We start from the raw sequence: 13,128 nt of genomic DNA, 5'->3' as shown, positions 1-13,128 counted from the left end.
CGGGGGGTACGGCACCCACCAGGATGGTGGGCATGACCGAAGACCACCGCGCAGGGGAGCACCACGAGACCGGGACGACCGCCCCGCCCGCGCCGGACCGGCCCCCGCTGACCCGCGCCGAGCACCACCGTGTGGTGGCCGGCGTCTGCGGCGGCCTCGGCCGGCACCTGGACATCGACCCGGTGGTGTTCCGCGTCGTGACGGTCGTGCTCTGCCTCTCCGGCGGCCTCGGCCTCTTCCTGTACGGCCTGGCCTGGCTGATCGTGCCGACCGAGAAGGGCGCGGACGGCAAGGGCTCCGGCCGCTCCGGGCGCACCGAGCTCCAGCGGGTGCTCACCGGCCGGGTGGACGGCCAGTCGGTCGGCGCGGTGCTGCTGACCGTGATCGGCACCGGCGTCTTCTTCTCCTCGATGGGCGACGGCGACCAGCTGTTCCCGCTGCTGCTGCTCGCCGGGCTGGTCTTCCTCGCCGTCCGCTACGACCCCGAGCGCCGCCGCGGCGGCCGGGTCCGCGGCCGCCGCCACCGGCACCACCACACCCACGGCCACGGGGAGCGCGAACGGCAGGGCGGCCCGTACGACCGGTACTTCCCTGCCGCCGACCCCGCCGCCGGGGGCACCGCCGCAGCCGCCGGCGCCGCCCCGGGCTACCGCTGGCCGCCCGAGGAGCCGGCCGCGGACGACGAGGCCCGCGCCCGGCACGCCGCCGCCCGCGAGGCCGGCACCGTCCCCGCCGACACCCCGCACGCCGGCCCGTCCGGCTACCTGTGGGACCCGCGCCACCCCGAGCGCAACCCGTACGGCGGCAGCACGCCGACCCCGCCGCCCGGCGCCCCGACCCGCCCCTGGTGGCAGCGGACCGACCTGCCGCAGGGCGACCCGCTGCGCAAGGAGGCCGGACCCGTCCCGCCGCGCCCGCCCGTGGTGGTGCACCGGCGCGAGCGCTCCCCGCTCGGCCTGATCGGCCTGCTGCTGGCGGTGGGCGCCGCCAGCGCCGTCTGGTCGGCCTCGACCGACGGCGGGGCGACGGTGCGGGCCAGTAGCGTGCTCGCCACCGCGCTGCTGGTGATCGGGCTGACCCTGCTGCTCGGCGCCAAGTTCGGCCGGGCCCGCCGGCTGGTGGTCCCGGGCCTGCTGCTCACCATCGCGCTGACCGCGGTCGGCGGGTCCTCGGTCTCGGCGCGCAACATCGCCGGCGACCGCACCTGGACCGTCGCCGCGGCCGCCGAACTGCAGCCGAAGTACGCACTGGGGGTCGGCTCGGCGCACCTGGACCTCCGTGCGCTCGACCCGGCCGGCGCGGCCCTGGCCACCACGGTCGAGCTGGGCGTCGGCGACCTGACCGTGACGGTGCCATCGAGCATCACGGTCAACGTGCGCAGCGAGACCGGCCTGGTCGAGGTCCGCCTCGCGGACCGCGAGGCCGCCAACGACGGCCCGGGAGACCGCACCTACCAGCTGCTCCCGGCGAACGGACAGACATCCAAGGGGACGCTCGACCTCACGCTGAAGGTCGGGCTCGGCAACATCAAGGTGGTCCAGCAGTGAGGAAGCACCAGCTCGACCTGTTCTCGCTGATCGCCGGGGGGCTGTTCACCGCGATCGCGGTGCTCTACCTGGTGGCGGCGGTGAACGACGTCTCGGTGAACGGCCGGATCGTCATCCCGGTGACCTTCATCGTCCTGGGCGTGGGCGGCCTGGCCGGGGCGGTGGCGGCGGCGGTCCGCCGCTCCCGGCCGGAGGAGCCCAGGCAGGACTAGGGCGTGTCTTGCGGATCTTGTCGGATCAGGCCGCGGCGTTGGGGTGCGTGCATCGCAAGGCGGAGGAGGGAGCCACTGCGGAGCATTGGCGACCGACGACAACGCGGCGAGGTGCGTGCCCCGGCGCCGCGGACCCGGCAAAGATCCGCAAGACACGCCCTAGCCCTCCAGCGGTCCCAGGTGGAGGCTGTCGCCCTCCTTGGTGACCCGGTACTTCGGCAGCGGCCTGGTGGCCGGGCCGTTCAGCACCGCGCCGGTGGCCGCGTCGAACCGGGAGCCGTGGCAGGGGCAGTACAGCTGCCCGTCCTTGGGCGCGTCGACCGCGCAGCCGGAGTGGGTGCAGACCGAGGAGAACGCGCAGTACTGGCCCGCCTTGGGCTGCACCACGTAGACCGCGTCGCCGCTGGCCGGGTCCTTGACCTGGGCCGAGCCGCCGACCGGGACGCTCGCGGCGGCCACCGTGACCGGCGTGCCGGCCGGCGCCGGGGCGGCGGACTGCCTGGCCTTCGCGGTGGGCCTGTCCCGCCCGAAGCTCGCGGTCAGCGAGCCGGTGAGCAGCCCGGCGCCGCCCAGCGCGACGGCCGCGATGCCGCCGTCCATCAGGGCCCGGCGCCGGACGTGGTCCTCGCTCAGGCCGCGCCGGCGGTCCCGGGCGGAGCGCCGGGCGAGGTAGCCGTCCACCGAGAGGGACGGGGTTCCGGCCAGCAGCAGCGGCGTCCAGGCCATCAGGTAGGCGAGGTCGCTGCCGAGGTAGTACGGCGAGACGTTCCAGCTGACGGTGAGCCAGAGGGTGAGGCTGATCAGGGCCCCGCCGGCGGCGGCGAGCCGGCCCCAGAGGCCGAGCAGGGTGCCCAGGCCCACCGCGAGCTCGCCGAAGGCGACCAGCAGGGCGAACGGGGTGGGGTGGCCCAGGGCCGGGCCGAGCAGGAAGCCGACCGGGCTGGAGCCCTCGACGGCCCGGGTCTGCGAGACGAACGAGGCCGGGTCGCCGGAGCCGGCCAGGTAGTGGCCGTCGGAGAGCTTGTCGAGCGCCGCGAAGACGAAGGTGACGCCGAGGAAGAGCCGCAGCGGCAGCAGCGCCGAGCGCGATCCGGCCGCCTTCCACCCGGCGATCCGCCCGGCCCGGCCCGCGCCGTCCGGGGTGCCCTGGGCCGGTCCGGCCGCGCCGTCGCCGATCGCCCCCGATCCGGTGGCGCCCGGCCCGGCCGCCACGGAGCTGCTGGCCTCCGCCATTCCCCAACACCTTCCCTCACCGGCCCGTCACCGCCTGACAGGTCCGGACGCATTCTGCCCGCTCGTGAGCGCTTTCGGTGGGAGGGCCCACCCGGGGCCGGCAAACCCGGGGCCGACGAACCACCCGCGCCGCCGACCCCTGGGACGGGGTCGGCGGCGCGGGTGTTCGGAACCGGTCAGGACCGGCCGGGGCGGGGAGTGCTCACTCCCACTCGATGGTGCCCGGCGGCTTGCTGGTGCAGTCCAGCACCACGCGGTTGACGTCACGGACCTCGTTGGTGATCCGGGTGGAGATGCGGGCCAGCACGTCGTACGGCAGGCGCGACCAGTCGGCGGTCATGGCGTCCTCGGAGGACACCGGACGCAGCACGATCGGGTGACCGTAGGTGCGGCCGTCGCCCTGGACGCCGACGCTGCGGACGTCCGCGAGCAGGACCACCGGGCACTGCCAGATCTCGCGGTCCAGGCCGGCCGCGGTGAGCTCCTCACGGGCGATCGCGTCGGCCTCGCGCAGCAGGTCCAGGCGCTCCTTGGTGACCTCGCCGACGATCCGGATGCCCAGGCCCGGGCCCGGGAACGGCTGGCGCTGGACGATCTCCTCCGGCAGGCCCAGCTCCTGGCCGACCATCCGGACCTCGTCCTTGAACAGCTTGCGCAGCGGCTCGACCAGCTGGAACTGGAGGTCCTCGGGCAGGCCGCCGACGTTGTGGTGGGACTTGATGTTGGCGGTGCCGGTGCCGCCGCCGGACTCCACCACGTCCGGGTACAGGGTGCCCTGGACCAGGAAGTCGACCGACTCGCCCTGCTCGCCGGCCTCGGCGATGATCTCGGCCTGCGCCTGCTCGAAGACCCGGATGAACTCCCGGCCGATGATCTTGCGCTTCTCCTCCGGGTCGCTGACGCCCTTCAGCGCGTCGAGGAAGCGCTCCTGCGCGTCGACGACCTTCAGCTGCACGCCGGTGGAGGCGACGAAGTCCTTCTCGACCTGCTCGCTCTCACCCTTGCGCATCAGGCCGTGGTCGACGTAGACGCAGGTCAGCCGGTCGCCGATGGCCTTGTTGACCAGGGCGGCGGCGACCGCCGAGTCCACACCGCCGGACAGGCCGCAGATCGCGCGCTTGGTGCCGACCTGGGCGCGGATCGCCGCGACCTGCTCCTCGACCACGTTGCCGGTCGTCCAGGTGGGGGCGAGGCCGGCGCCGCGGTAGAGGAAGTGCTCCAGGACCTGCTGGCCGTGGTCGGAGTGCAGCACCTCGGGGTGGTACTGGACGCCGTAGAGGCGCGCCTCGTCGTTCTCGAAGGCCGCGACCGGGACCACGTCGGTGGAGGCGGTGACGGTGAAGCCCTCGGGGGCCGCGGAGCAGGCGTCGCCGTGCGACATCCACACCGAGTGCTGCGCCGGGACGCCCTCGAACAGGGTCGAACCGGTGCGCGAGACGGCCAGCGGGGTGCGGCCGTACTCCCGGGCGCCGGTGTTGTCGACGGTGCCGCCGAGCACGGTGGCCATCAGCTGGAAGCCGTAGCACATGCCGAAGACCGGCACGCCGGCCTCGAAGATCGCGCGGTCGAGCCGCGGCGCGCCCTCCTCGTAGACCGACGAGGGACCACCGGAGAGGATGATCGCCTTCGGGTTCTTGGCGAGCATCTCGGCGACCGGCATGCTGCTCGGCACGATCTCGCTGTAGACCCGGGCCTCACGCACCCGACGGGCGATGAGCTGGGCGTACTGGGCACCGAAGTCGACGACCAGGACGGTGTCGGTCTCAGGTGCGGACTGGACGGGGGTAGCAGAGGACACAGACGGCCTTCCGGCAGCGGTACGAAAGGTGTCGCGCGGCGCGCCCTACGGAGGGTGTGCGGCGGGCGACGGGCGGGGGTCTGCCACCGAGTCTACCGGGCTGGCCGGTTTCACTCGTCTGCCCGCCCCGGCGGCCGTGACCGTCGCGGCGCCCGGTTCGTTGCTCCGGGCGGACCGTACGACCCGCGCCGCGCCCGCCAGACGCGCCGCCCAGCCCAGGCCAGGGCCCCGTACGGCACTGCAGGACCACGCGTGGAGCTCACCCCAGTCCACCGGCGCGCGTGGCGTCGTCGCGGAGAACCGGCCCCGGGCCGGGGAGCGGCGCGCCGTGGGACCGCGCACCGGTGCTGCGGCCGGTCAGCAGGGGACAGCGACCCCGGCCGCGACTGGACCAAGGAGGTGGGGCGGCCGGCCGCCGGGGACGCCCGGAGCCGGCCGCCGCACCCGCCGCGATCCCGCCGCGATCCCGGCGCACCCCGTCCGCCGTCCCCGCGCCGCTGTGCACGTCCCCGGTGCGCTCCGGCCAGCGCCATTACGCACCGTGATCATCACTGTCGCGCCTTCGCCGGCCGCCCCGGGCCCGGCACGGCGGGCCCGGCCGCGGGCCGGCCACCGGCCAGGCCGGAAACGGCCTGTACCGAATCATGCCGAATCGGTTGCAGAGCAAGCCCTTCGTCCAGGACGATGCTGAGTGGAGAGGTTCTCCCGGTGGCCGAAGGGTCGCCTGTGGCGTACCGTCCCCATGCCGCCGAGACCCACGGTGGCAACGATTATCACCTCACGCTCCGTGAGCGATGGTCGGACGCGAACATGCGCGCCGGACCGCCGCCGCGACACTGTGCGCCCGCGCGCGCCGGCCCATCCCCGCCGGAGCGACGCCGTGGCGCCATCCACCGGCCACCCTTCCGGACGGCGCCCCTCCCCCGGCGCCGTCACCCAGCACCGGCGCGGCCCTGACGCCGAGTGCTGAGCGACAAAGGGCCCCGTTCCCCCGCGGGGCCCTTTGCCCTGTCCGGGGCCGACCGCACGCTACGGCCGGCGGCTCCAGACGCTGGGGTCCACCGGACCGTCGTCCTCCGGCCGCCGCCCGGCGGGCCGCGGCTCCACGCCCGAACCGATCACGTCCGAACCGATCACGTCCGAGACGACCACCTCCGGGACCGTCGGCGCGCCGGCCGGGAACTCCTCCCCGGCCGGCGCCGGCGCCTCGCCCGGCATCGTCCGCGCCCGGCGGTCGCGGGCCGCCAGCAGCGGCGGCACCGCCAGCGCGCCGACCGCCGCCCAGGCCGCGTTGGCCACCAGCAGCGTCCACGGCACCAGCGCGACCGAGCTCTCGAACCCCGCGTCGCGGCTCCGGCCGAGGTAGTGGACGGTGGCCTCCGAGGAGTCCAGCATCCCGGAGACGAGCATCAGCAGGCTCAGCCCCACCGTGTACACCGCCGCCAGCCGGAGCCGGTCCGCGGCGTCCAGGCGCCGCCGGTACGCCGTCCAGCCGAGCACCGCGGCGGCGGCCAGCGCGAGCAGCCCGGTCCAGCGCCAGTCACCGCCCGCGTCGTGCAGGTCGAAGAAGGAGTACTCGTCCACCTCCCGCGGCCCCCGGTACCAGTCCCCGTCGTCGACCGCCGGGGTGTCGCTGCTGGTCCGGAAGACCGCCCCGGAGCCCAGCCCGAGCAGCATCAGGCCGACGTTGGGCAGGAAGGCCAGCGCGGCGCCGGTCAGTCCGCCGACGGCGTCCTCCTCACCGCTCTGGACCGCGACCACCACCAGTCCGGCCGCCGCCGCGAGCCCGACCGAGAGCGCCAGCGCCCGGCCGGCCGCCAGCCCGGCGACCGCCCAGCCGCGCACCACGCGGTTGCGCCAGGCCGCCCAGCGCAGCGCGTCCGTCCCGTGCACCGCGAACGCGAGCAGACCGGCGAGCAGCGCCGTCCAGCCGGCCCCCTCGGCCCAGCCGGCCGAGGACTCGAAGGTGGTCGCCCGCATCGCCCCGGGGATCAGGTCGATGGCCGCGAATCCGCCCGGGTGCCAGCGGGCGCCGCCGATCAGGCCGAACAGCACCGTCACCGCGGCCGCGACCACGGCGGTGCGCACGGCCTCGCCGGCCGCCTGCCGGCGGGTCTGCTGTTCGCCGGTCCGCTCCTGGCGGCGGCGCGCCCCGACCCGCAGGCCGAGCCAGAGCGCGAGCAGCCACAGCACGGTGACGGTCATCGGCACCGCGCGGATCAGCGTGGCGCTGGTGCCCGCCGACTCGACCGGGCCGCCGGTGTCGACGCCCAGCCGGAACGGCGTGCCGAGGGCGCCGAGGACGATCGCCAGCGCGGTGCCGAAGCGCTCGCCGTAGGAGGGCGGGTCGGCGACGACGGTGTAGGGGAAGAAGCCCCCCGGGGCCGCGACGACGAGTGCGGCCAGCAGCAGTACGGCGGTGGGCGCGACGGCCGCGCGCAGCGCCGGGCGCCAGTCGGCGCCGGTCAGCCAGGTGAGCGCGGCGGGCCGGTCGGCGGCCGGGTCGTACGGCCGCCCGGCGCCCCAGTTCCCCCCGATCGGCGGGGTGGCCGGCGGGGCCGGGGGCAGCACCGGCGGCGGCAGGTCCGCGGGCGCCGCCGGCTTCATGAACGGCGGGGCCGCCGGAACCGGCGGAGCCGGCGGTGGCGGCGGTGGCGGCGGTGGCAGGACGGGCGGCGGAAGCAGCGCTCTCCCGCAGGACGCGCAGCCGAGCGCCCCCTCCGCCGAAGCCGCGCCGCAGGATGCGCAGATGGCCATGGACCGCGTCCCCCCGTCCGAACGAACGATCTCCTGGTCCCCCCAGGGCGCCCCTTTTCTCCCATCGGGTACGGACGGCTGTCAACCGGTCACACGCGTCCGGGGCGCCTGCGGGACATTCCCGGAGGCGCCCCGGAAGGCGTCCGCCGACCGGGTCAGGCCCGCTTCCTCGGCACCTCCGGCACCGCGAGCAGCGGCAGCCGCAGCGCGCCGAACGCGTCCTCCGGCACCGCCGGGGCGGCCGGCGCGACCGGGACGACCCGGCGGTACTCCTCGCCGGGCGCCGGGCGGGTGTCCGGCTCGCCCTTGTTCGGCCACATCGACATGGCCCGCTCGGCCTGCGCCGTGATGGTCAGCGACGGGTTGACGCCGAGGTTGGCGGAGACCGCGGCGCCGTCCACCACGCTGATCCCGGGGTGCCCGTAGAGCCGGTGGTAGGGGTCGACGACGCCGGTCAGCGGGGAGTCGCCGATCGGGCAGCCACCCAGGAAGTGCGCGGTCATCGGGATGTCGAAGATCTCGCCGACGGTGCTGCCGGCGAAGCCGTTGATCTCCTCGGCGAGCGCCCGGGCGCCGCGCTCGGCGGCCGGGATCCAGGTCGGATTGGGCTCGCCGTGGCCCTGGCGGGAGGTCAGCGCGCCCTTGCCGAGGCCCTTCTCCTTCAGCGAGACGGTGATCGAGTTGTCCAGCGACTGCATCACCAGGCCGATGATCGTCTTCTCCGACCACCGGTGCTGGTTCATCGACCGGGCGAAGGTCACCGGGTGCTTCACCGAGTTGCCGAGGTAGCGCAGCCAGCGCGGGACCCGCCCGCCGCCCGGGACCTGGGCGATCGACAGCGCGCCCATCGCGTTGGAGCCCTTGCCGTAGCGGACCGGCTCGATGTGGGTGTTCCCGTCCGGGTGGATCGAGGAGGTGATGGCCACGCCCTTGGTGAAGTCCGCGCGGGCGCCGTACCGCCGGTCGGTGGTCTGCGCGCCCACCAGCGCCTCGGAGTTGGTCCGGGTCAGCTCGCCCAGCCGGACCGAGATCCGGGGCAGGTGGCCGGCCGCCCGCATCCGGTGCAGCAGGCTCTGGGTGCCGTAGGTGCCGGCCGCGACCACCACCCTGGCCGCGGTGACGGTCCGCGCCCCGGCCTTGACCGGGTCGGTGGTCGAGCGGCTGTCCGTGCGCCGGACGTCCACCGCGAAGCCCCCGTCCAGCTCGCGGATCCGGGCCACCGTGGTGAGCGGGTGGATCTCGGCGCCGCCCCGCTCGGCCAGGTACAGGTAGTTCTCGGTCAGCATGTTCTTGGCGCCGTGCCGGCAGCCGGTCATGCATTCGCCGCACTCGACACAGGCCCGGCGGGCCGGACCGGCGCCGCCGAAGTACGGGTCGGCCACCTCGCCGCCGGGGGCCGCCTTCGCCGTGCCGTCGCCGTCCTCGCCGTCACCGAAGAAGACCCCGACCGGCGCCATGTGGAAGGTGTCGCCGACACCCATCCGCTCGGCGGCGGCCCTCAGGTGGACGTCGGACGGGGTGAGGGTCGGGTTGAGCCGCACCCCGAGCATCCGCCGCGCCTGGTCGTAGAACGGCGCCAACTCCTCCTGCCAGTCGGTGATGTGGCGCCACTGGCGGTCCTCGAAGAACGCCTTCGGCGGCACGTACAGGGTGTTGGCGTAGTTCAGCGAGCCGCCGCCGACCCCGGCGCCGGCCAGGATCATCACATTGGCCAGCAGGTGGATGCGCTGGATGCCGTAGAGGCCGAGCTTCGGCGCCCACAGGTAGTTGGCGACGTCCCAGGAGTTCCTGGGCAGCTCGTCGCGCTCGAAGCGGCGCCCGGCCTCCAGGACGGCGACCCGGTACCCCTTCTCGGTCAGCCGCAGCGCCGAGACCGAACCGCCGAAACCGGAGCCGACCACGACCACGTCGTAGTCGAACTCCCGGTCCTCAGTCGAACCCACCATCTGCGCTGCTCCTTCGGAAGTCGTTCACAGGTCCACACAACAGAGGGCCGGCCGCCGCCGGAGGCGCGCTACCGGACGCGCAGCGCCTTCAGCAGCCGCAGCCCGGCGGTCATCACCGCCGCGTACTGGCGGTCGTCCTGGCCGAACGCAGGCGCGATCGGCAGCAGCCGCTGGCCGGCGATCGTCTGCGCCTCGGTGAACCGCAGGATGCCCTCGGCGCCGTGCCGCCGGCCGAGCCCGGAGTCGCCCATGCCGCCCATCGGCGAGCCCGCCGAGCCGTACGCCGCGCCGTAGGCCTCGTTGACGTTGACGGTGCCGGTGCGCAGCCGGGCCGCGACCGCCCGCCCGCGCCGGACGTCCCTGGTCCAGACACTGGAGTTGAGGCCGTACGGGGTGGAGTTGGCGGCGGCCACCGCCTCCTCCTCGGTGTCGAAGCGGTAGACCGAGACCACCGGGCCGAAGGTCTCCTCGCCGCACACCGCCATGTCCGGGGTGACGCCGTCCAGGATGGTCGGCTCGAAGAAGAACGGGCCGAGGTCCGGCCGGGCCTTCCCGCCGGCCACCACGGTGGCGCCGGCCTTGACCGCCTCCTCGACGTGCCGGGTGGTGGTCTCCAGTTGCCGGGCGGAGACCAGCGAGCCCATGTCGGCCCCGTAGGCGAGGCCGCCGCCGAGCCGCAGCGCTCGGGTGCGGGCGGCGAACTTGGCGAGGAACTCGTCCGCCACCGAGCGGTGCACCAGCAGCCGCTCGATCGAGATGCAGAGCTGGCCGGCCGAGGAGAAGCAGGCCCGGACGGCGCCCTCGGCGGCCCGGTCGAGGTCGGCGTCGGCGAGCACCAGCATGGCGTTCTTGCCGCCGAGTTCGAGCGAGACGCCGACCAGCCGCTCGGCGGCGCGCCGGGCGACGTCGCGGCCGGTGCGGGTGGAGCCGGTGAACGAGACGTAGTCGCCGTGCTCGACCACCGCCGGGCCGATCACCGGGCCGTCGCCGATCACGATCTGCCACAGGTCGGCCGGCAGCCCGGCCTCGACCAGCAGCTCGCGGGCCCAGAGCGCGGTCAGCGCGGTCTGCGTGTCCGGCTTGTTGACCACCGCGTTGCCCGCCACGAAGGCCGGCAGGGCGTCGCCGACGGACAGCTCCAGCGGGTAGTTCCACGGCGAGATGTGACCGATCACGCCCTTGGGACGGCGGGCCTCGACGGTCTGGGTGAGCAGCGGAACCGCCCCGAGGTGCCGCTTGTCGCGCAGGTAGGCCTGGGCGGAGCGGCCGTAATGGCGGGCGGCGATGGCGACGGCGAGGACCTCCTCGAAGGCGTGCAGCCGGGCCTTGCCCGTCTCCGCCTGGATGAGGTCGAGCACCTCGTCCTGCCGCTTGATCAGCAGGTCGTGGAAGCGCAGCAGCACGGCGGCGCGGCGGCGGACCGGCAGCGCCGCCCAGGCCGGCTGGGCGCGCCGGGCCAGCTCGTAGGCGACCTCGACGTCCGCCGGGGTGGACCTCGGCAGGCCGGCCAGCCGTTCGCCGGTCAGCGGCGCGACGGTCTCCACCAGGCTGGGCTCACCGGTGGCGGTGATCCCGGAGACGAGCCGGGCGATCAGTGACGGGGGCACGGCCGAGGCGACGGTGCGCCCGCCGCCGGGCGCGGCGGGGTTGCAGCCCGGCGAGCCGGGGCCGGCGGGGTCATGGGCCGTGGTGGCCGCTGTGAGGTCCGTCATAGGGCGCAGCCTAGGCGCTCGGCACCCGCTTCGGTACCCGTCGGTAACTACAAACCGGGCCGGCGGCGGCCCACCGGGTCAGCGGGTCGGGGTGAAGTAGTGCAGCACCGCGTTGAACCGCTGCTCGGCCTCGTTCCACTCGTTGCCCCGCTCCGGGCTGGACGAGTAGATCGCGTAGCTGGTGCCGTCCTTGTCGATGAACTCGGCCTCGATCGCCCGGCGGCGGCCGCCCTCCTTGGCCAGGTAGCTGAACTCCCAGACCGCCCCCTCGTGGCCGTTCACCGCCACGCCGGTCATCCGGTGCTGCTTGTAGTCCTTGCGCGTGGAGACGGTGGTCTCCATCTGCCGCATGTGGTCCAGCGGTCTGACCGACTGGCCCACGGTGACCGCGAACTGCAGGTAGTGCACCTTGTTGTCGGGGCTGTAGTAGATCTGGTTGTCGGACGTGGTGGTGCGCTGCCAGACCGGGGTGGACGCGGGCAGCGGGAAGCGGAAGCCCGCCGGGTCGTCCACCCAGCGGTAGCCCTCGGGCGGTGCGGGCAGGTTGTCGCCGGGCGCGTTCGAGCCGGCCTGGGTCGGCCGGACCACGTCCGTCCCGTTCTCCTGGTCCGCCAGGTAGAGCGCCCCGCCGGCGACCCCGGCGACCAGCACCGCCAGCACCACCCCCAGGACCAGCAGCACTCGCCGGCGTCTGGCCGGCCCGCGCACCGGCGCGTCGGCGTACGCCACCGGCGTGCCCGGAGCGGTGGGCGCCCCTTCGACGCCCTCCCGCACCCCCACGGACGGCACGGTCGACGCCTCCTCGGCCGCGGCCGCCGCCTGACGCGGCACCGTGACCGCCTCGGCCGAAGCGTCCGGGCCGTCCGGACCGTCCGAATCGTCCGGCGCACCCGGCTCGCCCGACCGGTCCACCACGGGCACCGACTGGGTCGGCACCCGCACCGGCGTGACCGGCTTGAACCCCATGGTGTGCCCGGCCTGCACCTCGGCCAGCATCCGGGCCGCCTCGTCCGCGGTCGGCCGGTCCGCCGGGTCCTTGGCCATCAGCGCGGCCAGCACCGGCCCCAGCGGGCCCGCCCGGCGCGGCTCCGGCAGGGGATCGCCGACCACCGCGGCCAGCGTGGTCAGCGGCGAGGTGCGGCGGAACGGCGAGTCGCCCTCCACCGCCGCGTACAGCGTCGCCCCGAGCCCCCACAGGTCGGAGGCCGGGCCCGGCCGCTCGCCCTGCGCCCGCTCCGGCGCCAGGTAGTCCGGCGAGCCGACCAGGTCGCCCGGCCGGGTCAGCTCGGCCGAGCCCTCGTACGTCGCGATCCCGAAGTCCAGCAGCACCGCCCGCCCGGTCCCGTGCTCCAGCAGCACGTTGGCCGGCTTCACGTCCCGGTGCAGCACGCCGAGCTGGTGGCCCCGGTGCAGCGCGGCCAGCACCTGGCCGCCCACCTCGGCGGCGGCGCGCGGCGGCAGCGTGCCGTCCTGGCTGATCACATCGGCCAGCGAGCGGCCGTCGACCAGCTCCATGACGATCCACGGCCGGCCGTCCTGCTCCAGCACGTCGTGCACGGTGATCACGCCGGGGTGCTTGATCCGGGCGGCCGCGGAGGCCTCCCGCTTCATCCGGGCGTGCAGGATCTCCAGTTCCTCCTCGGGGAGGTGGCTGACGGTCAGCTCCTTGACCGCGACCTCGCGGTCCAGCATCCGGTCCCGGGCCCGCCACACCGTGCCCATACCGCCGCGGCCCAGCCGCTCACCCAGCTCGTAGCGCCCGGCCAGCAGCCGCTCCGCCTCGGCCGACTCCGGCCGGTCCTGCGCGCCCATCCGCGACCGCTCCCCCTCATCCACCTGCCGTCACCGCGACGGAGGGCCCGGCGCAGACCACTCGGTGCAGACCACTGAATCGAACAAATCCCACGGACACATTAGGCGCCC

At 75.1% G+C, this 13,128-nt stretch carries 8 protein-coding genes and 1 pseudogene; 2 read left to right on the top strand and 7 right to left on the bottom strand.

The annotated features are described in order from the left end of the window. Nucleotides 1–32 precede the first annotated feature (32 nt). Both ACFZBX_RS11990 and ACFZBX_RS11985 read left to right on the top strand, forming a co-directional pair. Entirely contained in the window at nucleotides 33–1,547 is a 1,515-nt protein-coding gene (locus ACFZBX_RS11990) for a PspC domain-containing protein (protein ID WP_391533272.1), read from the top strand. After that, nucleotides 1,544–1,759 carry a hypothetical protein gene (locus tag ACFZBX_RS11985; RefSeq protein ID WP_391533271.1) on the top strand — a complete coding sequence of 72 codons (216 nt, stop codon included), beginning with the start codon at nucleotides 1,544–1,546 and terminating at the stop codon, nucleotides 1,757–1,759. The genes ACFZBX_RS11990 and ACFZBX_RS11985 overlap by 4 nt, the downstream gene beginning before the upstream one ends. Nucleotides 1,760–1,918: 159 nt before the next feature. Here ACFZBX_RS11985 and ACFZBX_RS11980 read toward each other — a convergent pair whose 3' ends face one another. From ACFZBX_RS11980 to ACFZBX_RS11950, 7 genes and pseudogenes are all read right to left on the bottom strand, one after another. Beyond that, nucleotides 1,919–2,359, bottom strand: coding sequence for a ubiquinol-cytochrome c reductase iron-sulfur subunit (locus ACFZBX_RS11980; RefSeq protein ID WP_391533393.1), 441 nt, complete (start codon nucleotides 2,357–2,359; stop codon nucleotides 1,919–1,921). 33 nt (nucleotides 2,360–2,392) lie between these two features. Beyond that, nucleotides 2,393–2,992: pseudogene (locus tag ACFZBX_RS11975) on the bottom strand (DoxX family membrane protein); the annotation flags it as partial. Nucleotides 2,993–3,194: 202 nt separating this feature from the next. Further along, entirely contained in the window at nucleotides 3,195–4,790 is a 1,596-nt protein-coding gene (guaA, locus tag ACFZBX_RS11970; RefSeq protein WP_391533270.1) for a glutamine-hydrolyzing GMP synthase, read from the bottom strand. Between the two features lie 1,029 nt (nucleotides 4,791–5,819). Then, nucleotides 5,820–7,397, bottom strand: a complete 1,578-nt coding sequence (locus ACFZBX_RS11965; protein ID WP_391533269.1) for a hypothetical protein — start codon at nucleotides 7,395–7,397, stop codon at nucleotides 5,820–5,822. Between the two features lie 305 nt (nucleotides 7,398–7,702). Further along, the gene (locus ACFZBX_RS11960; protein WP_391533268.1) at nucleotides 7,703–9,493 is read right to left on the bottom strand and encodes a GMC oxidoreductase; all 1,791 of its coding nucleotides are present in this window, start codon (nucleotides 9,491–9,493) and stop codon (nucleotides 7,703–7,705) included. A 68-nt stretch (nucleotides 9,494–9,561) separates the two neighbouring features. Continuing rightward, complete coding sequence (locus ACFZBX_RS11955) at nucleotides 9,562–11,205, bottom strand: succinic semialdehyde dehydrogenase (protein WP_391533267.1); 1,644 nt, start codon at nucleotides 11,203–11,205, stop codon at nucleotides 9,562–9,564. A 78-nt stretch (nucleotides 11,206–11,283) separates the two neighbouring features. Continuing rightward, nucleotides 11,284–13,017 carry a serine/threonine-protein kinase gene (locus ACFZBX_RS11950; RefSeq protein ID WP_391533265.1) on the bottom strand — a complete coding sequence of 578 codons (1,734 nt, stop codon included), beginning with the start codon at nucleotides 13,015–13,017 and terminating at the stop codon, nucleotides 11,284–11,286. Nucleotides 13,018–13,128 lie beyond the last annotated feature (111 nt).

This window comes from Kitasatospora sp. NPDC008115 (assembly GCF_042957205.1).
Lineage (GTDB): Bacteria > Actinomycetota > Actinomycetes > Streptomycetales > Streptomycetaceae > Kitasatospora.
Note: the sequence above shows the minus strand (reverse complement) of the source record. Positions and strands in the feature narration are given on the sequence as shown.

Coding starts and splice junctions, on each gene's coding strand:
- ACFZBX_RS11990 (WP_391533272.1), top strand. CDS start 33: ATGACCGAAGACCACCGCGCAGGGGAGCACCACGAGACCGGGACGACC.
- ACFZBX_RS11980 (WP_391533393.1), bottom strand. CDS start 2,359: ATGGACGGCGGCATCGCGGCCGTCGCGCTGGGCGGCGCCGGGCTGCTC.
- ACFZBX_RS11955 (WP_391533267.1), bottom strand. CDS start 11,205: ATGACGGACCTCACAGCGGCCACCACGGCCCATGACCCCGCCGGCCCC.
- ACFZBX_RS11950 (WP_391533265.1), bottom strand. CDS start 13,017: ATGGGCGCGCAGGACCGGCCGGAGTCGGCCGAGGCGGAGCGGCTGCTG.
- ACFZBX_RS11960 (WP_391533268.1), bottom strand. CDS start 9,493: ATGGTGGGTTCGACTGAGGACCGGGAGTTCGACTACGACGTGGTCGTG.
- ACFZBX_RS11965 (WP_391533269.1), bottom strand. CDS start 7,397: ATGAAGCCGGCGGCGCCCGCGGACCTGCCGCCGCCGGTGCTGCCCCCG.